The organism is Paracoccus litorisediminis (assembly GCF_009711205.1).
Classification (GTDB): domain Bacteria; phylum Pseudomonadota; class Alphaproteobacteria; order Rhodobacterales; family Rhodobacteraceae; genus Paracoccus; species Paracoccus litorisediminis.
In genome coordinates, this window is sequence record NZ_WMIG01000034.1 from 1 (window position 1) to 23479 (window position 23479).

A 23479-nucleotide genomic window follows, 5' to 3' on the forward strand; every position below is an offset into this window, starting at 1 on the left:
GCGATCGGCGGCGACTTTCTGATCAACGGGTTTCTTGCTCATCTTCGCTCCTTGAAAGCTACGATGTGCCAGAAACCCTCCCGTCATCAATCAACCAAATCTGTCCCATAGGCCCTGACGCCGGACACAGCGCGTTTGGCCGCTGCCGTCAAGCGGAGCCGCGCACCCTCAATAGCGGGCAGCACCATATAGCCAGTGTCCTTGCCACCAATCACAAGAGATTCTCTACGATCTTTCAGACGCCAATGGAGAGCAATCCAAAGGCAAACCATCGCATCGAGACAATCTTGATCGGCTTTAGAAACCCGAGGCAAATGCGTCGTCATTCGCAGCCACTGTGCGGGCTCCGGAAACTTAAATTCTGCAAATTTCTCAGCGAGAGCTATCGTAACCTTAGTCCAGTCCGAGGCTTTGAACGTCTTTCGCCTGGCTGGATTATAACGGGGAGCGGCAAGACGGCCAAAGAACTCGGCTGACAATGACGGCATGGAAATGGCGGGAAAGACTTCCATGAGATAGAGGCCGTCGGACGCGATACGTGCGGCTTCCGGATCCTCAATCGCGCCCAGTGAATTCAAGAACGACCAGATCGGCGCGGCGTCGCAGAACATGCCCATCCGACCTCGATTCGACGGCTGCACGCCACCACCTAGCCAACTGACAAGTGAAGCAGCAACGCGCTCCACGGGCCTGAGACTTTCCGTGTTCGTGACGATGGTGGGTTGATCGAGAGCAATAAGAGTTAGCCTAGACGTCTTCTGGATTGCGCGGATGAATGCGAGCGCATGCGCGAAGGTTGCGAGTTGTGGCGCATGAAATGCAGGCGGTCCATCTGCTCGCGTTACGAGCGCACAGACGGCACCTGGCGCACGAGGATTGTCAGTCCAAGCAGAATCGAAGCCGACGAAGGCGCAAGGGGAACTATGCAAATCCAGAGAATACCTCGTGAACAAAGAGAACGCACAATGAACCGCGCCGGGTTTGCCGGAGGCTCCAACTCCTGAGTAGGATGGAGCATCATGAGCAAGACGACGAACAAGTTTTCCCCCGAAGTGCGTGAACGTGCTGTGCGGTTGGTGCTGGACAATGAGGGCCAGCATGGCTCGCGCTGGCAGGCCGTAGTGTCGATCGCCGCGAAGATCGGTTGTTCCCCGAACACGTTGCATGACTGGGCCAAGAAGGCCGAGGTCGAGAGTGGCAAGCGGGCAGGCATCCCGAGCGAGCTAGCGGACAGGATGAAGGCGCTGGAACGCGAGAACCGGGAACTCCGCCAGGCCAATGATATCCTTCGCAAGGCCAGCGCTTATTTTGCGATGGCGGAGCTCGACCGCCGGTCGAAGTGATGGTGTCGTTCATCGACATGCATCGCGGTGCGCATGGGGTCGAGCCGATCTGCAGCGTGCTGCCGATTGCCCCCTCCACCTATTATAATCATCTGGCGAAGCGGGCCGACCCGGCGCGGCAGTCTGATCGGGCCCGCCGTGACGAGGCTTTGAGACCCGAGATCCGTCGCGTGTTCGAGGAGAACTGGCGGGTCTATGGAGTGCGTAAAGTCTGGCACCAACTTGGTCGCGAGGGTTTCGACGTGGCCCGCTGCACGGTCGCGAGGTTGATGAAGGACATGGGTATTCAAGGCATCATACGCGGCAAGCCGCACCGAACGACGATCCCCGACAAGAAAGCCGCTTGCCCGCTGGACAAGGTGAATCGCCAGTTCCGGGTGCCCGCGCCGAACATGCTCTGGGTCAGCGATTTCACCTATGTCGCCACCTGGAAGGGGTTCGTCTATGTCGCATTCGTTATCGACGCCTTTGCCAGAAAGATCGTCGGCTGGCGCGTCAGCACCTCTGCACACGCGGGATTCGTCCTCGATGCCCTGGAGCAGGCCGTCCATGATCGTCGACCGGCCAAGGGAATCGGGCTGGTCCATCATAGCGACCGCGGCAGCCAGTATCTGTCCATCCGCTACAGCGAACGTCTCGCCGAGGCTGGCATCGAACCCTCGGTGGGCAGCGTCGGGGACAGCTACGACAATGCCCTGGCAGAGACGATCAACGGCCTGTTCAAGGCTGAGGTCATCCACCGACGCGGCCCGTGGCGCAGCTTCGAGACCGTGGAATACGCCACGCTGGAATGGGTGGATTGGTTCAACAACCGCCGTCTGCTCGAACCCATCGGGAATATCCCACCCGCCGAAGCAGAGGCCAACTTCTATACAGCGCTGGAAACTGAAGATATGGCCGCGTAACTAACGAAACTCAGCCTCCGGCAAACCCGGCGCGGTTCACAAGCCACATAGAGGCACGGCGGCAGAAAGGCACAGAATAAAAGCCTCGTCGACTTTGAACCTGCGCATTCATTGATCCATTGTCAAAGCTGTTCATTGCTTTTCTGCAACCTGGATCGACTGGCTGCTTCGAGGAAGCTGCAACGTAGCAGCGCCGATAGGTCGAACGGCGGCTATGGGCCGTGCCTTCCGCTGCACCTGCGAAACTCGGGCTATGCTGCCGTTTGTCTGAATGTCGCTGAAGGGCTCCGAGCAACATGCTGCGGTGCGAAAATCAGCAGATTTGGCTGCGTCTGGCGGCCTGCCCCGAGGATAGGTCAGGCCCGGCCCATATCGGCCGGTCGAACACCAGTCCTGCCGCTTCGCAGCATGCGCCGAAGCCGCCGCTCATACACCGCGCAGCGAAATCCTCGATGAGATCGCCGCGATGCGGACTTTCCGGTCATTCATTACCGCAGCGAGTTCTACCTTCAATTGTGCACCAAGGCGAAACTGCTCGCGATCGGCCCGGACCTGCCCGTCGCTCATGATGCACGCCGCAGTGTCGCCCAAAGTGGTCGCGCGTTACAATTTCTCAGGCCGGGCGGCGGGGTTTTGCGGGAAAAACCCGAGCGGCGTCGATGGGCCGGTGTATGGCGGTGTCGCAGGCAAGCGTCGTCTCGGGAGAGAGCTCTGCCAATGCCTCGTGATGCGACAGGAAGACCCTGCCGCTGAGATGGGTCAGGAAATCGCTGCGGGCAAGGCGCTCCATGACCGGGCCCTTGATCTCGGACAGGTGCAGCGCGATCCCGGCATCAGCAAGCCGGTGCATTATCAGCTCGAGACTTTCCAAGGCGCTGCCGTCGATCCCGTTCACCGCGGCGCAGTTCAGGACGACATGACGAACCTCAAGACGCTCTGCGACGGCGCTTTGCACCACGCCCTCGATGGCGCGGGCATTTCCGAAGAACAGGCTTTCGTCGATGCGCAGGCTGAGGATTTCGGGGGCGCAGACCACGTCATGGCGCAGGACATTGCGGAAATGCTCGGTGCCGGGAATCTGGCCGATCTCTGCGATATGGGGGCGTGAGCTTTGCCACAGATGCAGCATGACCGAAAGCGCCACCCCGGTGATGATCCCGGTTTCGACACCCCAGCCCAGCGTGACCAGGATGGTTCCGGCAAGCGCCGCGAAATCGAAGCGCGAGAACTTCCAGATGCGACGGATAGCGTCCAGATCGATCAGGCTGAGCACCGCCACGATGATCGTCGCGGCCAGGACCGCAATCGGCAGGAAATGCAAAAGCGGCGTCAGGAACAGCGAGGCCAGCGCGATGCCCGCAGCGGCAAAGGCCCCCGCGGCAGGCGTCTCGGCTCCGGCATCGAAATTCACCACCGAGCGGGCAAAGCCGCCGGTGACCGGGAAGCCGCCCGAGAAGGCCGCGAAAAGATTCGCCGCGCCAAGGCCGATCAGCTCTTGATCGGGGCGGATCGACTGGCGGCGCTTGGCGGCCAGAGTCTGCGCGACCGACATGGATTCGACGAAACCGATCAGCGCGATCAGGAAGGCGGCCGGGGCGAGTGTCGCCCAGCTGCCCAGATGCGTCGGCGGCAGGCCGATCGGCGGCAGGCCCTGCGGCACTTCGCCGACGACGCGCACACCTGCTAATGTCAAATCGAACATCCGAACCGCGAGAGTCGAGAGGGTCACCGCGATCACCGGGCCCGTGCGGGCGAGCAAAGCGGCAAGGCCGGGCGCAAGGCCCAGTCGGACCAAAGCGGGCCTCAGCCCTTTGCGCGCCCAGAACAGGAACGCGGTCGCCGATGCGCCGATTGCCAGCGTCGGCAGGTTCGCCTCGGGCAAAGCACGAAGCAGCGAGACCGTCTGCTCGACCATGGTATCGCCCTTGGCCTTGACCCCGAGAATATGTCCCAATTGACCCGTCGCGATCAGCAGACCTGAGGCCGTGATGAAACCCGAGATCACCGGATGCGAGAGCAGATTGGCCACGAAACCAAGGCGGAAGATCCCCATCGCCACCAGGATCAACCCCGAGAGCAGCGCCAGCGTAACGGTGGCGGCAAGATATTCGGGGCTGCCGGGTAGCGCGACCGCCCCGGCCGCCGTGGCGGTCAGAAGCGAGATGACGGCGACCGGGCCGACAGCCAGGGTGCGGCTGGTCCCGAAGATCGCATAGGCGATCAGGGGGAGGATCGAGGCGTAAAGACCCACGACCGGTGGCAGCCCGGCCAGCATCGCATAGGCCAAAGACTGTGGGATCAGCATGATCGTGACAATCGCCGCGGCCAAGAGGTCGCTGGTCAGCGTGGCGCGATCATAGCGGCGGGCCCAATCGAAAACGGGAAGGTAGCGCGTCAGCATCGGTCAGCCTTTCGGCGGGTCGCCCCGCCCGGAAATATGGCGTTTCGAGGTTCAGGGGGCAGCTTTTGCCCGCCTTGCGCCGCACGGCGCAGGGAATTCTTCCGCAACCGGTCAGAAGCGGTTGACCGGCAGTTTCAGATAGCGCTGGCCGTCGCTTTCAGCTTTTGGCAGTCGTCCGCCGCGCAGGTTGATCTGCAGCGCCGCCAGAATGCGGTCGGGCAAAGCCAGGGTCGCATCGCGGTCCTGGCGCCGCTTGATCCAGTCCTCGCGGCAGGTGCCGGCCTTGACATGGGCATTCTCGGCGAGATGCTGCGCGACCGTGGCCTCCCATTGCGGCTCATCGCGGACGCTCGTGCCATAATCATGGCCGACAAAAAGCCGAGTCTCGCCGGGCAGAGCCAGGATCGCCTGGATTGAATCCCACAACTCCGCCGTGCTGCCGCCGGGAAAATCCGAGCGCGAGGTGCCGACATCGGGCTGCATCAGCGTATCATGCACAAAGGCCGCATCGCCGCAGAGATAGGTGATCGACCCCAGCGTATGGCCCGGCGACAGAATGACACGGGCCTCGAGATTGCCGATCCGGAAGGTCTCGCCCTCGGCGAAAAGAAGGTCAAAATCCGTCGCCGGATCGAAGACATCGGGCAGGTTGTAGATCTTGCCCCAGATGCCCGCGATCTCGGGCACTTTCGCGCCGATCGCATTCGGGGCGCCGGTGCGGTCCTTCAGATGGGCCGAGGCCATAACGTGATCGGCATGGGGATGGGTGTCCAGCACCCATGCCACGCGAAGCCCGTTCTCGCGCACGATATCCAGCACCTGATCCATGCTTCCGGTCGAGAAGCGGTAGTTCTTCGGATCGAAATTCCAGACCACGTCGATCAGGGCCGCCTGCTTCGTTTCAGGATCGGCGCAGATATATTGGATCGAGCCGGTATCGGGTTCATAGATGCCCCAGACATCGGGGCTGCCGACCCCTCGCGAGGGGGAATGGCGCACGATCCTCTGTTTCAGCTTGCTCATTTAAGGCCTCCTTTCGAGGTCAGAAGAGGCATGTTCCGGCCCCGCGCGCCCAGCCACAGGCCCAGCAGCATCATCGGAAGGAAGGTCAGGATTCCGGGGGAAAGCAGGGGCAGCGCCGTCCAGGCCGGGCCGGGGCAGAAGCCGCCGATGCCCCAGCCCAGACCGAACAGCGCCGCACCCAGAATCAGCGGGCGATCGATCCGGCTGCTGGTCGGGATGTCGAAACCCGACGCCAGGACCGGCGCGCCTTGCCGCCAGGCCAGGCGATAACCAAGATAGGTGACGACCACCGCGCCGCCCATGACAAAGCCGAGGCTCGGGTCCCAATGCCCTGCAAGGTCAAGAAAATTCAGCACTTTGGCGGGATTGGCCATGCCCGAGATGATCAGCCCCAAGCCAAAGATCAACCCGCTTAGCAAACCAAGAAGAATGCGCATCAGATCCCTCCCAGAACATGGCGGATGAGAAAGACGGTCAGGAAGCCTGCCGCCATGAAGGTCAGCACCGCCGCCAGCGAGCGCGGAGACAGCCGGGCCAGACCGCAGACGCCATGGCCCGAAGTGCAGCCAGACCCCAGACCGGTGCCAATCCCAACCAAAAGCCCAGCCAGCGCCATGCCGGGCAGATTGCCCGAAACCGTCTGAACGACCGTGCCGCCAAGCAGCCGGTAAAGCAGGGGCGCTGCGATCAGGCCAAGGATGAAGGCCAGCCGCCAGTTGCGGTCGCGCGGCGCTCCCCCCATCGGAACCACAGCACCAAGGACGCCATTGGTGATCCCGGCGATGCCCACGATTTTGCCGAAAAGCCCCATCACCATGACGGCGCTGAGTCCGATCAACGCACCGCCTGCCAGCGAAACCCATGGCGTGAAATCAGTCGCAACGATTGGACCCATGCCGAAACTCCTGTGAATTGGGCGATGACTTGCTTTTGTCAGGTCGATGGGATATATATTAGACACCACTAAATCAGTCAAGGCTAATGTAATGGAGAAAATTTCGGACATGCCCGTCGCGGCATTGGAGGGGCGGGCCGAATATGTCGCCGAGCGTCTGTCCATGCTCGCCAATGCCAAGCGGCTGCTGATCCTGTGCGAGCTTGCCAAGGGTGAGATGTCGGTGGGCGCATTGCAGGACCGCGTGGGTCTAAGCCAATCGGCGCTGAGCCAGCATCTGGCCCGGATGCGCGATGCGGAGATGGTGGCCACCCGGCGTGAGGCGCAGACGGTATATTACCGGATCGAAGATCCCCGTCTGGAGAAGCTGATGGCCGCGCTTTACCATGCCTATTGCGGGGACGAATGACGAGGCAGGCCGCTACTGGTGGCCGTCCGTCGCCGGCGATGCGCTGCGCAGCACAAGGACGAACCCTAGCGTCACCGCCCCCGCGGACAATGCGCCGCTGAGATTGCCGGCGATATCGGCGATCGCCTCGACATGCCCAGCAAAGGTGTAGTCCGCGCCAAGATACAGCCCCACGCTGCTGATCTGTCCCGAATGCGGCCATGAATGGCAGCCGGGCGAGGCGATCGAGCATTCTGCCGAGATCCGCGACAGCGTCGGCCATGTCCTGAAGGACGGCGATACCGTGACCGTGATCAAGGATCTGAAGGTCAAGGCTTCGTCCCTGGTGGTCAAGGTCGGCACCAAGGTTCGCGGCATCCGTCTGGTCGACGGCGATCACGACATTGATTGCAAGATCCCCGGGATTGGCCAGATGGGCCTCAAATCCCAATTCGTGAAGAAGGTTTCGGAATAGGGACTGTTCAGATATCGAAACTCTGATGCATCCGGGGAAGTTCGACCCGGCCGGTCAGCGCCACCGCCAGTGCCTGTCTTGCGGGTTCTTCGCCGTGGACAAGGAAGGTGGCCTCGGGCGCGCCGGTGCGGGCGTGCCAGCCCAGCAGGTCGCTTTGTCCGGCATGGGCCGAGAAGCCGTTGATGGTATGGATCTGGGCGCGGACCGGGACCTCGTCGCCCATGAGCTTCACCGATGTGGCGCCGTCGATGATGATCCGCGCCAGGGTCCCCTCGGCGGCGAAACCGACAAAGATCACACTGCCATCCGCCTGTCCCAGATTGTGGCGCAGGTGGTGGCGGACGCGGCCCCCCGTACACATCCCTGAGCCCGCGATCAGCATCGCACCCGAATGGATGTGGTTTAGCGCCGCGCTATCCGCGGCATCCTGGGTAAAATGAAGTCCGGGCAGGCGGAACGGGTCGTCGCCGCTGCGCAGCATCTCGGCGATGGCGGGCTTGAGCAGGGTCGGATGGCGGCGATAGATCCGTGTCGCCGAGATCGCCATGGGCGAATCCAGAAACACCTGCCATGAGGGCCTGATCCGATCAGCCTGCATGCCTTCGCGCAGGTAGAACAGCAATTCCTGCGCCCGCTCAAGGGCAAAGGTCGGGATAACCACATTACCGCCGCGCTCATCCGCGAGGTTGATCGCGCCGTAGAACTCGTCAAGCGTGGCCGAAAGCGCGCGATGGTCGCGATCGCCATAGGTCGATTCCATCACCACGATATCGGCGTCGTTTGGCGGCGCGGCCTCGCTCAGCAGGGGCCGCGTGGCTGGGCCGATATCGCCCGAGAACAGGATGTGGCGGCGCTGCCCATGCTCGCGGACCTCCAGCAGGATGCTGGCCGAGCCAAGAATATGCCCGGCCTCGAAGTAGGTCGCCCGGATTCCATGGCCCAAGTCGATCGGGATGCGGTATTTCGCCTTGCGGCCGAAGCGGTCGATCGCGTCGAGAGCGTCCATGCTGTCGTAAAGCGGCTCGCTGCGCAGCCCGTGGCGGGTGCGGCGGCGTGCGTCTTCCTCGTGCAGGCGGGCGGCATCCATCAGGACCAGCCGGGTCAGGTCGCAGGTGGCGGGGGTCGCGATGATCTCGCCCGAAAAGCCGCGCTTCACCAGCAGGGGAATGCGCCCGCAATGGTCCAGATGGGCATGGGTCAGTAGCAGAAAGTTGACGGAATAGGGATCGAAGCCAAAGGCTTGGCTGTTATCCTCGGGCAATTCGCCGCCGCCCTGGAACAGGCCGCAATCGATCAGGATCGTCTGGCCATTGGCCTCGACCAGATGGCAAGAACCGGTGACCCCGCCCGCCGCGCCGTGAAACGAAATGCGCATGACGTCCCTTCGCTGCGCGTGCCCGCTTGCACCTCAGGATCGGGCAGGTCCCTGCGGCTGTCCATCGCAATTTGCTTAAGCCGGGTTTTGGCCTCAAAACCCGGATGTCATCCTGTGCGGGCAGCAGATGTGCGTGCGGATATGCCAGCCCCACCACCCAAGCCAAATGTGTCGCCCAGGAGGATGGGCGCCATGGTCCAGCAGCAGATCGGCCAGCCGTTGGTCTGGCATACGCACGTGCTTCCCCATCCGGCAGAGGATCAGATCCTTGTCCGCTGCAACGGGGCGCGGCATGTGCTGGCGGCTCGGATCAGCTTCCGCCCGCGCAACTGGATGCTGCAATCATCTTCGCCCCGGTGGGCGCGTTGGTCCCGGCGGCGCTGCGGGCCTTGCGCAAGGGCGGGGGCGTCGTCTGCGGCGGCATCTATATGAGAGATATTCCTGCCTTTCCTTATGACATTCTGTGGCATGAACGGCAGGTGGTCTCGGTCGCCAACCTGACCCGTGCGGACGCGGTAGAGTTCCCGTCGCTTGCCCCCCGGATCGGGATCAGGGGCGAGTCACGACCTATCCGCTGCGCCGCGCGAATGCGACGCTGGAAGATCTGCGCCATGGACGTTTTCAAGGGGCGGCGGTGCTGGTTCCCTAGTAGCCGTCGCGCGCGGGGTCTGCGGCACGATCCGCAAGGCGCGCAGCGCGTTCAGGATTACCGCGACATCGATCACCTCTTGCAGCAAGGCCCCCTGCACCGGTGTGAGGTAACCGAAACCCGCCGCAAGCATCCCCAGAACCGACAGGCCGATTCCCGCGATGACGCTTTGCAGCGCAATGGCTTTCGCCCGCCGCGCGATCTCGATCCCCGGCGCGATGCGGTCCAGACGGTCGACCAGCAGCACCACGTCAGCGGCCTCTGCCGAAGCCGCGGCCCCGCGCGCGCCCATCGCCACGCCGACATCGGCGGCGGCCAGCGCCGGGGCGTCATTCACCCCGTCGCCCACCATCATCACCGGGGCCGAGGCATGTTCGCCGATCACAAGGCGGACCTTTTCGCCGGGGGACAGATCGGCATGAACCGCGTCAAGGCCAAGCCCTTGGGTCACGCGCTGCGCCACATCGGCGCGGTCTCCGGTCGCAAGCAGGATGCGCAGGATGCCTTGCGCGCGCAGGGCGGCCAGCATCTCGTCCGCCCCCTCGCGCAGCGCATCGGCCATGATGATTTGTCCGGCCAGGCGGCCATCGATGGCGAGGGCGACGACGACCTGCCCGCACTGGCTTTGCAGCCCGTCTGCCTCAGCCAAATCGGCAACGAACGCGCTGCCGCCGACCGCGATGCGCCGACCGTCGATCATGCCGGTCACGCCTTCGCCCGGGCGCTCGGCCACGTCGTGGGGCAGCACCAACGCAAGGCCCCGCGCCTTGGCCGCCGCGACGACGGCCTGCGCCACCGGATGTTTCGAGGCCTGATCGAGCGAGGCGGCAAGGCGCAGGATTTCGTCCTTGTCCAGACCCTCGCGGCTTTCGATGCCGACGATCTGCGGCCGCCCATCCGTCAGCGTCCCGGTCTTGTCGAGGATCAGCGTGCGGATGCGGGCCATGGCCTCAAGCGGGCCCGCGCCCTTGACCAGCACCCCGAAATGCGCAGCCCGCGACAGGCCCGCGACCAGCGCGACCGGCACGGCAAGGATCAGCGGACAGGGCGTCGCCACGACCAGAACGGCCACCGCGCGGATCGGATCGCCGCTCAGCCCCCATGCGGCAAGGGCGATGGCCAGCGTGACCGCCAGAAAACCCAGAGACCAGCGGTCGGCCAGCCGCGACATTGGCGCTTTGGAGCGCTGCGCCGCCTCGACCAGCCGCACGATCCCGGCATAGGTGCTGCTTCCGGCGTCATTTGTGGCCTCAAGGTCGAAGGCCTCGCCGGCATTGGTCGCACCGCTCATCGCCTCGGCCCCTTGTGGCAGCCGGATCGGCAAAGGCTCGCCGGTCAGGGCAGAATTGTCCAGATAGGCGCTGGCCGAGGTGATCCGCCCATCGACCGGTACGACATCGCCCTGCCGGATCAGCAGCCGGTCGCCGTGGGTAATGCGATCCAGAGGCACATCCTCAAGCCCGCCATTGCAGTAGCGCGCCGCCATGCGTGGCACGCGCGACAGCAGGTCGCGCATCTCGCGCCGGGCGCGGCCCTCGGCAAAGCTTTCCAGAAAACTGCCGCCCGAATACATCACCGCGACCACCGCCGCGGCCAGATTCTCGCCAAAAATCAACGCCGCCGACATCGAGAGTGCCGCGACGATGTCCAGCCCGAATTCGCCTTGGGCAAGGCTGCGCAGGATCTCGACGAGCAGCGTGGCAATGACCGGCAAGACCGCCAGCGCCCAGACGGTCCCGGTAGCTTGCGGCTGGCCTGCCACATGCAGGGCCATCCCAAGGCACAATCCGGTCAGGGACATGCCCAGAAGCAGGGTTTTCAGACCTTCGGTTCTGGTCAGTTGCACGGGCCCACCCCCTTGCCGGGACGCATCTCGCGATCCTTCCCCAAGAAACCCGGCGCGTCGAGCCGGATCAGTCCGCCTGCGCCACCGCGCGCGCAGAGAAATCCAGCGTCAGCGTTGCGATCTGCCCGTCGATGCGGGTGTCGAAGCCCAGCCCGTTGCGCTCGGCCATCCTGCGCATGATCGTCAGGCCCAGCCCGGCCCCGGTCGAGCCCGCCGATTTCGCAAAGGTCTCGTGCCGGTAGGCGGCCCCAGGCGCGACCGGGTTGCGGATCTGCAGGATGGGGCCGGGGCGCAGGGTCAGGGTCACGCTTCCGGTCCCGTGTTCAACCGCGTTGCGCAGCGCATTGCCCAGCAGCAGCGCCACCGCATCGGGATGGACGGCGATCATCGCCCGCTCGATATCGCCATCGTCGAACAGGATCGCTGTTCGATCCTCAGCGGCGATGACGATGCGGATGATCCGCACCAGATCGCAGCGGGCATGGCCGTCTATGCCGGCCTCGGCGCGCGAAAGTTGCAGCAGACGCTCGATGATCCGGGCCAGACGGTCCAGCGCGGCGGTCATGGCGCGGGCCGCGCCCGCATCGCCCCGGCCCGCCGCGATCAGCTGCGCCTGCGCCGAGGCGCTGGCCAGAGGCGTGCGCAATTCATGAGCGGCATTGGTGGCGAATTGGCGTTCGGATTCTATATGGTTGTGGATGCGCTGCAAATAGCCGTTCAGCGCGACGGGGATGGGCTGCAGTTCCCGCGGCAGGTCGGCATCGGCAAAGGGCGACAGATCCGTGGCGGGCCGGTCCTTCAGCACCGCGGCAAAGCGCAGCGCCGGACCCAGGGCCGCGGCAATGGCGCGCCGCACGGTCAGCAGCACGACCAGCAGGACCGGCAGCATCAGGACCAGCAGCGCCTCGACGCTTTCCAGAAGCTCGTCCCGGCGCCATTCATCGCTTTGGCCGACCTCGACCACCAGCGCGCCCTGATCCCGGCTCAGGCGATAGATGCGCCAGCCGGGCAGTTGATGCGTGCCGTCGGCCTGCTGTTCGGGCCAGGGGGCGGGGGTGGTCTCGGCCCCGTTTCGCAGGATGCGGATGGCATAATCGGGGTCCAGATCAAGCCGCTCGGTCCCTTGGCCCGAGGCGAAGGCCGCCGAGGCGACATGCGCCGAGGCTTTCAGGGAATCGTCCAGAAGCTCGGTCATCTCATGGGCGATGACGAAGATCGCGATGAAAAGCCCGGTCAGCCAGCCCAGACTGACGCCAAGGACAAGGCGGTGCGTCAGGCGGCTGCGCAGCGACCAGTCCCGGTTCATTTCACCAGATAGCCCATCCCGCGCCGGGTCTCGATCAGATCCGCGCCCAGCTTGCTACGCAGACGCGACACATAGACCTCGACGGCATTACCCTCGATCTCGTCGCCAAAGGAATAGAGCCGTTCCTCCAGCGCCTTGCGCGACATCACGCGGCCCCGCGCCGAAACCAGCGTGTCCAGCACTGCCCATTCGCGCGAGGTCAGGCGCACCTCGTCCGTGCCGCGAAACAGCCTTGCACCCGCGCGGTCGACGCGGAATTCGCCCAGCGTGATCTGACCCGAGGGATCACCCCCAGCGCGGCGGACATGGGCGCGCAGCCGGGCCTCTACCTCGCCCAGATCAAAGGGTTTCACGACATAATCGTCGGCCCCCGCATCCAGCCCGTCGATCCGGTCGCTGACCTGGTCGCGGGCGGTGGCGATCACGACCGGCAGGCGCTCGCCCCGCGCGCGCAAGGCGCGCAGCAAGGTCAGGCCCGAGCCGTCGGGCAGCCCAAGGTCAAGCAGCATCACGTCATAGGCAGCGACATCCAGCGCCGCCTTGGCATCGGCAAGGCTGGGCGCGACATCGACGGCATGGCCCGAGGCCCCCAGATATCGGCTGACCCCATCTGCAAGATCAGGCGTGTCCTCGACCAGAAGAACCCTCATTGCGTCCTCATCACCCGCGTCATTGCGGCATCCTATGCTGAGTGGGGGCCAAATTGACCACCGATTTCGCGGCCCCCGTCGCGCTTTCGTGAAGACCGGGGGCCTGCGCCGTAAGGAAGGCGCAAGATTAGCCGGCCATCTGCTGGGCTCAGAAGAACTGTAGGTGAGTAATGGGCAGTGTGACGGTGCGCCCCCCGTTCTGGGAATGGGCGGCATGAGAATTGACTTTCTTAACTGGCGCGATCCTGCTTGGCAGGACGCCGCCGCCCTGATCGAAAGCCATTTCAAGGCGATCTATGCAGCCCGGCTTTCGCTTGCGGGGATCGAGTTGGTCGCGGCCCGCTCGGGCTTGGGCGGGCTGGCGGGTGCTGCGGGCATCCGCGATGCCGGGCAGGGCTTCTTCTCGCAGGCCTATCTGGACCGCCCGGTCGAGGATCTGCTGTCGCAGACAAGCGGGCAGCGGATTTTTGACCGCGAGATCATCGAGGTCGTCTCGTTGGCCTGCCCGCAGCCACGCGCGACTCTGCCGCTGATCGACGCCATCACCGAAGAAGGCCGCCGGCGCGGAAAAAGCTGGGGCATCTTCACCGCGACGACCCCGTTGAGGCGGCTTCTGGAACGCGTCGGCGTGCCGCTGATCGCCCTTGCCCCGGCCCGACCCGAGCGTCTGACCGGTGCCGCGAACTGGGGCAGCTATTACGACAGCACGCCCTGGGTCTGCGCTCTTTCCGACGAACATGCGCTTCGCTTCGTTCCGCAGCGTGCCGCGATGACAACAAGGATGCATCTGAAATGAAACAGATCTTTTATGTATTGGCGCGGTATGCGGCGGAACGGCCCAAGGACATTGCCTTCCGCGAGCCAGATCGCAGCATCACCTGGGCGGAATTGGCGCGCGAGGTCGGCGCCCGCGCCGCCAGCCTGCGTCCCGCCGTTCTGGGCCTCGGGCTTTCGGGCATCGACTATGTCATCGCCGATCTGGCGGCGGTGCTGGCGGGGTGCCGGGTGGTGCCGGTGCCGTCCTTCTTCTCGCCCGCGCAGGTGCAGCATCTGCTGCGCGACGCCGGGGCCGAATTGCTGGACCGCCTGCCCGATGCCGCGGCAAAGCCCCTGCCGCTTGATTATGCCGGGGGCGCGGATCGGGTGATCTATACCTCGGGGACGACGGGCCAGCCGAAAGGGGTGGTGCTGGGGGACCGGCAACTGGACGCCTCGATCACGGGGCTGGCTGCGGCTTTGCGGCCGGGTGTCGGGGATCGCTACCTGTCGGTGCTGCCGCAGGCACAATTGCTGGAACAGATCTGCGGCATCTTCCTGCCCATCCTCGCCGGGGCCGAGACGCTGATCTGCCCCGAGGGGCTTGCCGCGCTTCTGACCGGCGACGGCGAGGGCCTTGCCCGCGCAGCCGAGGAATTCTGCCCGACAATCACGGTTCTTTCCCCGCGCCAATTGGCGCTTTGGGTCGCGGCCCTGCGGCAGGGCCGGGCCAAGGCCCCGGCGCGCCTGCGCTATGTCGCCGTGGGCGGCGCGCCGACCTCGCCTGCGCTACTGGATCAGGCGCGGCAGCTGGGCCTGCCTGCCGCCGAGGGCTATGGCCTATCCGAGGCCTGCTCGGTCGTGGCCCTGACCCCAGCCCAGGCGGCGGTAATGCAGGTGATCAAAGGCGTCTCTGTCCGCATCGACGCGGGCGAGATCGTCGTCTCGGGGCCGACGGTGATGCAGTTCTATCTGCATGGCGCGGCGGTGCAGGGCGAATGGCGAACCGGCGATCTGGGCCGGTTCGAGAATGGCGCGCTGCAGGTCCTGGGCCGTCGCGACGCGATGATCCTACGGCAATCAGGCCGCAATATAGCCCCGGAATGGGTCGAGGCTGCGGCTTTGGCCGATCCCTTTGTGCCCTTCGCCGCGCTGGTTCAGGTCGCGGGCGACCGGCTGGTGCTGGTGTTAGCCCCGACCTCTGCGCCCGACATGCAGGCCTTGGTCGAGCGGCTTTCCGCGCTGCCCTTCTATGCCCGGCCCGAACATGTGCTGATCGCCGATTCCCGCGCTCCGGGGCTGATCCGGCCCTCGGGGCAGATGAACCGCGCCGTCGCGCGTGACATGGCCGATGCGCGCGAGGCCGAGTGGATCTCGCTGCGGGAAAGCCAGAACGAAAGGAGGCTCGCATGAGCGGGAAGATTGTGCTGATCACCGGTGCGGGATCTGGGATCGGGCGGGCGCTCGCGCTTGAGGCCGACCGGCTCGGGCATCGGTTGATCCTTGTCGGGCGGCGCGAGGCGAATTTGCGCAACACCGCTGCCGGGCTGGCGGGCAAGGCCCGGATCGTTCTCGCCGATGTCACCACCCCTGACGGCCGCGAGGTGATCCGCGCCGCAGCGGCGGATGAGGGCTTAGACATCCTGATCAACAATGCGGGCAGGCTGGCCTCGGGCAGGATCGACGGGTTGAAGGATCAGGACCTTGCCGAACTGGTCGCGACGAATATCGCCGCGCCAGTGGTGCTGACCCGCGACCTGCTGCCCGCGCTGGAACGCCAGCATGGACAGGTGGTGAATATCGGCTCGGTCTTTGGCGATATCGGCTTTCCCTATTTTGCGCTTTATTCCGCCAGCAAATTCGCCCTGCGCGGCTTTTCCGAGGCGCTGCGGCGCGAGCTTGCCCCGCGCGGCATCAGCGTCACCTATATCGCCCCCCGCGCGACCCGGACGGCGGCGACCGAAAGTTTCCGTTCCCTGATCGGGCCGATGGCTATGGCTCTGGACGATCCCGAGACGGTCGCGTGCCACGCCTGGCGCGCCATCACGGCGCGCAAGCGCGAGCAATTCCCCAAAAGCCGCGAGCGTTTCTTCGTCGCCCTGCAACGCCTGCGCCCGCAACTGATCGACCGGGCGCTGGCCCGCATGGCGAAGGATCCCGCCGTCATCGCCGCCGCCCGACATGCCGAGACCGGAGAGAAAGCATGAAATACAATATCCTTCGCCAAACCGACTTCACCGCGGGCTTGGACGATCCCACGCTTCTGGCCGCCATCCGCGCCGATCTGACCCGCGACGGCTGGACCCTGCTGCGCGGCTTTCAGCCCGACATGGGGCAGTTTGCGGGCCTTGTCAGTACGCTTTGCTCCCGCGTGACCTTCGACCCGGCCCGCAGCCATTCCAGCGACCGTACGCAGATGGTCGATGCCGGGCTGGGCCCGATCGGCTTGCATATCGAGAACGGCAATACCCCGCGCTGCCCCGATATCGTGACCTTTTTCGCTGAACGCGCGGCCTTCGAGGGCTCGCAGACCACGATCTGCGACGGCGTGCGGATCTGGGACAGTTTCGACTCCGCCCAGAAGGCGCGCTGGTCGCAGAGGATGACGGTGGAGCGCGTACTGCCCGAATTGCTGTGGAAGCGCTACCTTGCCAATGAGCATCCCGCCATCTCGCGCCCCGAGGACGTGACGATGGAGCATGTCCTGCAATTCCAGCAGGCCGTGCCGGGACAGGGCTTCGATTTGCACGAGGACGGCTCGCTGACCTATCGCCTGAGCGTCGATCCGGTCCGGCCCTCGGCCTTCAGCGGCGGCTTGGGCTTTGCCAATGCGGTGCTGGGCCCCTCGCATAATTACCAGCCGCCGCGCTACCGGCTGGCGGATGGCAGCGAGGTCACGGCGGACGAGATCGAGGACATGCGCGCCCTCGCCGAGACCGTCACGCATGAGATCAACTGGCAGGACGGCGATATCGCGGTCCTCGACAATACCCGCGTCATGCATGGCCGCCGCGCCATCGCGGACGCGGATCGCAACCTTTTCATCGGCATGGGCTCGATTTGACCCAAAGGAGGATCAGATGAAAAACCGACTTGGCATCTCCGCCACCCTGACGGGCCTGCTTCTGGCCAGCGCAGCTATCTCGGCACCGATGGGCAGCATACCGGATTCCGGCCACCTGACCTTCGATGTCATCCGCAAGGGCAAGGATATCGGCGATTACAGCCTGAGATTCAGCCCCAAGGGCGATGGGGTGACGGTCAATGTCAGGACCGATATCGCCGTCAAGGTCCCGGTCATCGGCGTCTCGGCCTATCGCTTCGAGCAGACCAGCACCGAAAGCTGGAGCGGGGGCAAGCTGCAGGCCCTGAGTTCCAAGACCAATGACAACGGCAAGCCGCATGACATTCATGTCGGCCCGAGCCCGCTGATCCCGGCAAGCCTGTGGAACGCCGAGATCGTCAAGCAGCACAAGGTGCTGAACACGATCGATTCCAGCGCGGACAGCGTCTCGGTGCGCAATCTGGGCAGCGACAGCATCGCGACCGGCCATGGCAAGGTCAGCGCGACCCATTACGCGATCTCGGGCGGGATGAACCGCGAGTTGTGGTTCAGCGGCAAGGGCCAGCTTGTCCATGTCCGCTTTGCCGCGGATGACGGCTCGACCGTGGATTACGTCCTGCGCTGATCTTTCCGGCGCAGGGGTCAGGCTTGTAAGCGGCGCGCAAGCTTGGCCTGTCATCACCGCCGCACTGCAACCATGATCCAAGGAAAATCATCATGCGGAAGATCCTGATCCTGACCATCGGCTGCCTGATCGCCCTGCCGGCGCTGGCCGAGGAACGCTGCAACGTGGACAAGGCGAAATGGCGCCCGGTCGAGGAACTCAAGGCCGAACTGGGCGCCAAGGGCTGGACCATCTCGAACGTCAAGGAAGAAGACGGCTGCTACGAGGTCTATGGCAAGGACGAGAACGGCAAGAAGGTCGAGATCTTCTTCGACCCCGCCACCTTCGAGGAGAAGGGTTCCGATGACTGACCGGGGGGAGGACGGCGAAACCCGGGTCTGGGACCCGTTCGTGCGCGTCTTCCACTGGTCGCTGGCCAGCCTTATCGGGCTGGCCTGGCTGACCGGGGACGATGGGCCGAAATCCCTGCATGAGAGCGCGGGCTATGTCATCGCGGCCCTGCTCGTCGCGCGCGTGGCCTGGGGCTTTGTCGGTCCGAAACATGCGCGCTTCAGCGATTTCCTGCGCGGGCCGAGCGCCGTTCTGGCCCATCTGCACGATTTGGCCCGGGGGCGCGAGCGACGCTATCTGGGCCATAACCCGGCAGGGGGCTGGATGATCATCGCCCTGATCGCGACAATCTCGGCCACGGCCCTGACCGGCTGGCTGCAGACCACGGATCGCTTCTGGGGCTCGACCGCGATGGAGGAGATCCATGAATGCCTCGCGATCCTGATCCTTGTCCTGTTGGCCGGGCATCTTTGTGGCGTCGTGGTGGAAAGCTTGCGCCACCGCGAGAACCTTGTCCGCGCGATGATTACGGGTCGGAAACGTGCGCTTTCATCTCTGCCGTCCACAGAGATCAAGCTGCCTTGACCCCGACCCCAGAGCGGTGACTGCGTTCATTGCTACCAAACGAAAGACGTCCGCGCTCCTCGCATGGGCTACGGGCACCGGTCGAGGCTCCGCGAGTTGCCTTTCCAAGGCTAGGTCGCCTTGCAGCGACGAGCCCCTGTGTCCTCGTTCAGAAATATCCGGCGGGACAAACGCGGCCGTCTGCATGAATGACCATTCTCGTGAAATTTCTGCCGATGCATTGCCGCACCGCAGCCGGCAGCTAACGCCCGATAGGGCTGTACCGGTCCAACTTTCGCTGCGACACGCACGAACGGCTGCTATCTCAGATTGCTGCGGATGCAGTGCTGCGCGGCCGAAAGGCGGTTCCCGCCCATGTCGACGTTAGGCGGCGTGCAGGCGAAACCCGCTGGATGGCGGCTAAAATCACACGGCAAAATTTGCTGCTCGGGGACTCTGGGCAGCCGCGTCGCGAAGGCTACTGTTTTGGTTATGACAAAGTCCCGAATTGCATCGGGACTTTGAAACCTTTTAGGACAATCAGTGGCTCAAGCAGCTAACTGTTCATCGTGCTGCAGCCGGTCACGTTGGTGGTCGCGATAAAGCGCCTTGGCCAATGAGGCGCACATCCCGACCATGACGAAGGCAAAGGGCAACGCGCCAATGATCATGGCGTTCTGAAGTACAACCAGGCCGCCGCCACCAGCCAGGATCAGCGCGGCAATGACCAATGTCAGCAGAACACCCCACAGGACGCGATGTAGGCTGCTGGTCTCTTCTTCCCCCCCGGCCATGATCGTATTGATGACCAAAAGCCCGGAATCGGCCGAGGTGACCAAAAAGGTCAGAACCAGGATCACACACATGACCGCAATCGCCGCATAAAGCTGGTCGCCGACCATGTATTGCAACGTGGCAAAAAGCTTGTTGGTTTGCGAGGCCTCGATGATCGTGCCCTGCGCAATCCCGGAAATCTCAAGATCGATCGATGTTCCCCCCAGAATGGTCATCCAGGCAAAGCAGACCAGCGAAGGCAGAACCGCTGCACCAAGAACAAACTCGCGGACGGTGCGCCCGCGCGAGATGCGCGCAAGGAACAGCCCAACGAAGGGCGAAAAGGCAATCCACCAAGCCCAGTAGAAGGTGGTCCACCCGGCTTGCCATGCCCCTAGTTCGGTATCGGTCGACCATGCCTCGAAAGACAAAGCCGGGAAATGTCGGAGATAATCGAGCAGAGCGCTGCCATATTCGGATGCGGCAAACATGAACGACCCGAAAATCACGAAGACCAGAAGCAAGACGCAGGAGAGGATCAAGTTCAGGTTCGAAAGATATTTCACCCCGCGACCAACCCCCGACACCGCCGAAAGGATGGAGAGAACCATCACCAGCACGAGCGCCACGATCAGCCCAACTGAGGACGGGGTTGGTGCGCCGCCATCTAGTCCCGGCTGCAGCAGCCAATCCATGCCCGTGACCGAATAGACTCCTTCGACCAACTGACTGACGCCAAAGCCAATCGTTACCGCGACGCCAAGAATGGTCGCGACCACCCCCAGCACATCCAAAGCATGGCCGATAGGGCCATTCACGTGGCGGCCCAGAATGGGCGTCAGGGCACTGCGGATGGTCAGCGGCATGTCACGGGTATAGGCATAATAGGCAAGGCAAAGCCCGGTTACGACATAGATCCCCCAAGCATGCAGGCCATAATGCAGGAAGGTGTAGCGGAAGGCTGATTGCAGTGCACCCGCCGTATTGGGCTCTGCATTCCCACGGATAATCTCGGGGTTACTGGCCCAAAGCCCCAGAGGCTCCGCCGTCGCATAAACCATCAGGCCGACGCCAAGTCCTGCGCCGAACATCATCGCGAACCAAGAGAAGGTGGAAAATTCGGGCTTTTCGTCCGGTTTCCCGAGTTTGCGGCGGCCCGACGAAGGCACCGCAGCCACGATGAGCAGAAACCACGCGAAAAGGCCGACCGCGAGGACGTAGAAGAGGTTAAAGATGTCCAAGACTTCGGTATTGACCAGCGAAAGGATGGACTCCGCGCTGATCGGCCAAAGCAGCGCCCATGCCGTCAACAGTGCGACGACGATCTTGGACGCCAACGTCACCGGCAGGGAATAGCCCTCGTAGAAGCCTCGGTCATGGGTGTTGATATCGATATCGGTAAAAGGTGCTGGAATGTAACTCATATGTCTGTCCGAGCAGGACCTCATGTAGTTGATGGGATCAGTTGCAATGGAAGGGACGCGAAAAGCGGTGCCGAGCCGGTGAGATCCGGGCAAATGGCGTCAGGATTCCGGAGCGGATTCCCGCGAGGCTTTCGCAGGGGGCGGACCGATGCCGTAATCGGCGTCCGGGTCCGGCGGACAGACCCATTGGGGGCCGGTCAGATATGCCGTATGGAACGTGCAAAACGAGGCGAAAGCTACCTGCAGCGCTCCTGAAGCACAACAAGAGATCCAGCAACAAATCTCACGTTATTATTTTTACATAGTTTTTTAGACAACTGAGGCCAATTGTCGCGCCAATTCATGCACCGTACCCGTGAAAGGTCTGGCAACAGGTATCTGGTTTGAATCCGCTAAACTGCTGCGCTCGCTCCTCGACGATGTCGGCGTGCTTGTCTCGCAGAACCGTCGGCTGGTCTGGGATTACGGCCCTCAAATAACATAAATCGGATTATGCTTGTTGCCATGACCTGGGGGTGGATTCACAAACGAAGTGCAAATTCTGTATGAATACAGTCGTTTGCACTGAGGTTGATGAATGCCCCGCCACTATCCGCATTTGAGTTTGGAAGAACGTCGTAACATTGCCAAATGGCGGGAAGCCAAGATGCCCGTTCCGGAGATTGCTGAGCGACTGGCCCGAGCACCCTCCACGATCTACCGGGAACTGAAGCGAAATACGTTCTTGGATAGCGAACTTCCGCAGTATAGCGGCTACTTTGCTGTGAATGCGCAGACCATGTACGAGCACCGTCGTGCGGTGCACCGAAAACTCGTCATCCATCCTGATTTGAAGGCTGCGGTTGAAGACGCACTCAAGTCTGGCTGGTCGCCTGAGCAGATCGCGGGACGCATGCGGCTTGAAGGCCACGAGATCCGTGTCAGCCATGAAACGATCTATAGCTTCGCCTATTCCAAGGCCGGCCTTGAGGAAGCGTTCTACCGTCATTTGCCTGAGCATCGCAGGCGTCGTAGGCCCCGCAGTTATCGTCGCTATCAGCGCAGCCACATCCAGGATAGCCAGAGCCTTTCCCACAGGCCCGCGACGGTTTCCGCGCGACAGGAATTCGGCCATTGGGAATGTGACTTGATGATGTTCCGCAAGGAAAGCGGCAAGGTGAATGTGACCTCGCTGGTCGAAGGGGTCTTCGTTACACGGTCGTCATGCGTAACGAAGACCGCCATTCCGAGCAGATCATGAAATCCCTGATCGCGGGTCTGGCTCCCCTGCCCGCCGAGGCACGCCAATCGATTACCTTTGACCGTTGCACCGAGTTTTCCGCCTGGCGACGTCTGCAGGATGGGATCGGAGCCGCAAGCTGGTTCTGCGACCCGCAAGCGCCGTGGCAGAAAGGAACGGTCGAGAATACTAACCGAAGGCTCCGCAAACACCTGCCCCGCTCGACCGAACCGGCGGCCCTGACAAATCGATCATTGAGGTCGATTTGCCAGAGCCTCAATTCAACGCCCCGCAAATGCCTTGGCTACCGAACAACAGCTGAGGTCTTCGAGAGCAACCTTCTAGCTATAAGAAACAGATTGAAATAGAATGGAAAATAGAAGTTTGCGCTTCGCCGTGAGCCCACAGGGCAAAGGATCAGCTGACCTTGGGCGTGCCCTTGCGCTTCTACGTCACCCAGCAGCATAAACGCGGCGACCGTCATCTCTTCGCCGCCCGAACGCGTTTCATCACCACCTACATGCTGCAGCATTTCGACGCCAGCCGTTGGGCGCCATCGACCGGCGCGAAGGCCGCAGCCCCTGCCCCGGGCCGGGTCGATATCCGTTCCCGAATGCGCGACATGTGGGGGTGAAGGCGTTTGGGTCGTCCGGCCTGAACAACTCTCAACGCATTGATTTCGTGTGATCAACCTTCCGATTCATTCGCTTTGAATTGCAGGGTTTCGTATGCTTTGACGAGAAACCTTGCAATTTTCGGTCGCCGATGAAGCCCCATTCCCGCGCCCCCGAACAAGATGACCTGCTCCGCCCGCGGCTGATCGATATGATCGATGCCCGCCATGAACTGGTGAAGCTCGCGGCACTGATTGACTGGGATTTCTTCGAACGGGAATGGGCGAGTTTCTTTCCGTCGCATCAGGGTCGGCCCGCGACCTCGCCACGCCTGGTCGCGGGGCTGATGTATCTCCAGCATGCCTTCAAGCTCTCGGACGAGGCGGTCGTCGCCCGCTGGGTGGAGAACCCTTACTACCAACATTTCACCGGCGAGACGTTCTTTCAGCATTGTCCGCCGATCAACCCGTCCTCGCTGACCCGCTGGCGCAAGCGGATCGGCGAAGAGGGAGTGGAATGGCTTCTGACCAAGACCATCGAGGCGGGCCGGGCGTCAGGCACGATCAGCGACAAGAGCCTGAAACGCGTGGCGGTGGACACGACGGTCATGGAAAAGAACATCGCCCATCCGACGGACGCCAAGCTTTACGAGCGCGCCCGGGCGCTGCTGGTGGGCCTGGCGAATGAGGCCGGGATCGAGCTGCGCCAGAGCTATGCCCGCCTTGCCTGTCCGTCGTCGAATGATTTGGAACAGGCGGCCTGATTTTGGACGAGAGGGTCCTGGCGCACCGGTTTGAGATTATGCCGCCTGACGCTGATGGTTCAAGCGGCGGTTCTGGATGGTCTCTTTTCT

22 protein-coding genes, 2 pseudogenes and 1 other annotated feature are annotated in these 23479 nt (G+C 63.2%); of the genes and pseudogenes, 13 read left to right on the forward strand and 11 right to left on the reverse strand.

Annotated elements, in window-relative coordinates; translation table 11 throughout:
• Nucleotides 1-86 precede the first annotated feature (86 nt).
• Complete coding sequence (locus GL300_RS27575; RefSeq protein ID WP_425495934.1) at nucleotides 87-611, reverse strand: hypothetical protein; 525 nt, start codon at nucleotides 609-611, stop codon at nucleotides 87-89.
• A 408-nt stretch (nucleotides 612-1019) separates the two neighbouring features.
• On the opposite strand from GL300_RS27575, the gene GL300_RS24685 reads away from it, so the two are divergent.
• Nucleotides 1020-2248 (forward strand): IS3 family transposase gene (locus tag GL300_RS24685; protein WP_155042337.1). Its coding sequence is split into 2 segments (ribosomal slippage): nucleotides 1020-1308 and nucleotides 1308-2248, totalling 1230 coding nucleotides; the frame shifts between segments, so codons are not numbered across the junction.
• Nucleotides 1301-1417 (forward strand) — a sequence feature (AL1L pseudoknot). (Overlaps the previous gene by 117 nt.)
• Nucleotides 2249-2674: 426 nt before the next feature.
• Here the strand turns inward: GL300_RS24685 and GL300_RS24690 are convergent.
• From GL300_RS24690 to GL300_RS24710, 5 genes are all read right to left on the reverse strand, one after another.
• The gene (locus GL300_RS24690; RefSeq protein ID WP_155042338.1) at nucleotides 2675-2815 is read right to left on the reverse strand and encodes a hypothetical protein; all 141 of its coding nucleotides are present in this window, start codon (nucleotides 2813-2815) and stop codon (nucleotides 2675-2677) included.
• A gap of 46 nt (nucleotides 2816-2861) precedes the next feature.
• Entirely contained in the window at nucleotides 2862-4649 is a 1788-nt protein-coding gene (locus tag GL300_RS24695; RefSeq protein ID WP_155042339.1) for a SulP family inorganic anion transporter, read from the reverse strand.
• Nucleotides 4650-4760: 111 nt separating this feature from the next.
• Nucleotides 4761-5672 carry an MBL fold metallo-hydrolase gene (locus tag GL300_RS24700; protein ID WP_155042340.1) on the reverse strand — a complete coding sequence of 304 codons (912 nt, stop codon included), beginning with the start codon at nucleotides 5670-5672 and terminating at the stop codon, nucleotides 4761-4763.
• Nucleotides 5669-6109, reverse strand: a complete 441-nt coding sequence (locus tag GL300_RS24705; RefSeq protein ID WP_155042341.1) for a DUF6691 family protein — start codon at nucleotides 6107-6109, stop codon at nucleotides 5669-5671. The genes GL300_RS24700 and GL300_RS24705 overlap by 4 nt, the downstream gene beginning before the upstream one ends.
• Nucleotides 6109-6567 carry a YeeE/YedE family protein gene (locus tag GL300_RS24710; protein WP_155042342.1) on the reverse strand — a complete coding sequence of 153 codons (459 nt, stop codon included), beginning with the start codon at nucleotides 6565-6567 and terminating at the stop codon, nucleotides 6109-6111. The genes GL300_RS24705 and GL300_RS24710 overlap by 1 nt, the downstream gene beginning before the upstream one ends.
• A 91-nt stretch (nucleotides 6568-6658) precedes the next feature.
• Here GL300_RS24710 and GL300_RS24715 point away from each other — a divergent pair, with 91 nt between their 5' ends.
• Together GL300_RS24715 and GL300_RS24720 are read left to right on the forward strand one after the other, a co-directional pair.
• Nucleotides 6659-6976, forward strand: coding sequence for an ArsR/SmtB family transcription factor (locus GL300_RS24715; RefSeq protein ID WP_155042343.1), 318 nt, complete (start codon nucleotides 6659-6661; stop codon nucleotides 6974-6976).
• 175 nt (nucleotides 6977-7151) lie between these two features.
• Nucleotides 7152-7430, forward strand: a complete 279-nt coding sequence (locus GL300_RS24720; protein WP_155042344.1) for a zinc ribbon domain-containing protein YjdM — start codon at nucleotides 7152-7154, stop codon at nucleotides 7428-7430.
• A gap of 7 nt (nucleotides 7431-7437) precedes the next feature.
• Here the strand turns inward: GL300_RS24720 and GL300_RS24725 are convergent, their stop codons facing one another.
• The 4 genes from GL300_RS24725 to GL300_RS24745 form a co-directional block, all read right to left on the reverse strand.
• Entirely contained in the window at nucleotides 7438-8805 is a 1368-nt protein-coding gene (locus GL300_RS24725) for an MBL fold metallo-hydrolase (protein ID WP_155042345.1), read from the reverse strand.
• Between the two features lie 560 nt (nucleotides 8806-9365).
• Entirely contained in the window at nucleotides 9366-11300 is a 1935-nt protein-coding gene (locus tag GL300_RS24735) for a heavy metal translocating P-type ATPase (protein ID WP_343043213.1), read from the reverse strand.
• Nucleotides 11301-11367: 67 nt separating this feature from the next.
• Nucleotides 11368-12606, reverse strand: a complete 1239-nt coding sequence (locus tag GL300_RS24740; protein WP_155042346.1) for a histidine kinase dimerization/phospho-acceptor domain-containing protein — start codon at nucleotides 12604-12606, stop codon at nucleotides 11368-11370.
• Nucleotides 12603-13256 carry a response regulator transcription factor gene (locus tag GL300_RS24745; protein ID WP_155042347.1) on the reverse strand — a complete coding sequence of 218 codons (654 nt, stop codon included), beginning with the start codon at nucleotides 13254-13256 and terminating at the stop codon, nucleotides 12603-12605. Before GL300_RS24745 ends, GL300_RS24740 begins: the two co-directional genes overlap by 4 nt.
• Nucleotides 13257-13470: 214 nt before the next feature.
• Here GL300_RS24745 and GL300_RS24750 point away from each other — a divergent pair, with 214 nt between their 5' ends.
• The 7 genes from GL300_RS24750 (at nucleotide 13471) to GL300_RS24780 (ending at nucleotide 18616) form a co-directional block, all read left to right on the forward strand.
• Entirely contained in the window at nucleotides 13471-14052 is a 582-nt protein-coding gene (locus tag GL300_RS24750) for a thermostable hemolysin (protein ID WP_170297803.1), read from the forward strand.
• Entirely contained in the window at nucleotides 14049-15425 is a 1377-nt protein-coding gene (locus GL300_RS24755; RefSeq protein WP_155042349.1) for an AMP-binding protein, read from the forward strand. The genes GL300_RS24750 and GL300_RS24755 overlap by 4 nt, the downstream gene beginning before the upstream one ends.
• Nucleotides 15422-16219 (forward strand): SDR family NAD(P)-dependent oxidoreductase, encoded by a 798-nt coding sequence (locus GL300_RS24760; protein WP_155042350.1) that lies wholly within the window; start codon nucleotides 15422-15424, stop codon nucleotides 16217-16219. The genes GL300_RS24755 and GL300_RS24760 overlap by 4 nt, the downstream gene beginning before the upstream one ends.
• Entirely contained in the window at nucleotides 16216-17076 is an 861-nt protein-coding gene (locus GL300_RS24765) for a TauD/TfdA family dioxygenase (RefSeq protein WP_155042351.1), read from the forward strand. The genes GL300_RS24760 and GL300_RS24765 overlap by 4 nt, the downstream gene beginning before the upstream one ends.
• A gap of 16 nt (nucleotides 17077-17092) precedes the next feature.
• Nucleotides 17093-17701 carry a DUF6134 family protein gene (locus tag GL300_RS24770; protein WP_155042352.1) on the forward strand — a complete coding sequence of 203 codons (609 nt, stop codon included), beginning with the start codon at nucleotides 17093-17095 and terminating at the stop codon, nucleotides 17699-17701.
• 92 nt (nucleotides 17702-17793) lie between these two features.
• Nucleotides 17794-18051 (forward strand): PepSY domain-containing protein, encoded by a 258-nt coding sequence (locus GL300_RS24775; RefSeq protein ID WP_155042353.1) that lies wholly within the window; start codon nucleotides 17794-17796, stop codon nucleotides 18049-18051.
• Nucleotides 18044-18616: a cytochrome b/b6 domain-containing protein gene (locus GL300_RS24780; RefSeq protein ID WP_155042354.1), complete on the forward strand. Its 573-nt coding sequence runs from the start codon at nucleotides 18044-18046 to the stop codon at nucleotides 18614-18616. The genes GL300_RS24775 and GL300_RS24780 overlap by 8 nt, the downstream gene beginning before the upstream one ends.
• A gap of 527 nt (nucleotides 18617-19143) precedes the next feature.
• Here GL300_RS24780 and GL300_RS24785 read toward each other — a convergent pair.
• On the reverse strand, nucleotides 19144-20793 hold the full coding sequence (locus GL300_RS24785) for a BCCT family transporter (RefSeq protein ID WP_155042357.1): 1650 nt from the start codon (nucleotides 20791-20793) through the stop codon (nucleotides 19144-19146).
• Between the two features lie 577 nt (nucleotides 20794-21370).
• Here GL300_RS24785 and GL300_RS24790 point away from each other — a divergent pair.
• The 3 genes and pseudogenes from GL300_RS24790 to GL300_RS24800 form a co-directional block, all read left to right on the forward strand.
• Nucleotides 21371-22380: pseudogene (locus tag GL300_RS24790) on the forward strand (IS30 family transposase).
• A 59-nt stretch (nucleotides 22381-22439) separates the two neighbouring features.
• The gene (locus GL300_RS24795; RefSeq protein WP_155042355.1) at nucleotides 22440-22646 is read left to right on the forward strand and encodes a hypothetical protein; all 207 of its coding nucleotides are present in this window, start codon (nucleotides 22440-22442) and stop codon (nucleotides 22644-22646) included.
• A gap of 131 nt (nucleotides 22647-22777) precedes the next feature.
• Nucleotides 22778-23353, forward strand: a pseudogene (locus GL300_RS24800) (transposase); the annotation flags it as partial.
• Nucleotides 23354-23479 lie beyond the last annotated feature (126 nt).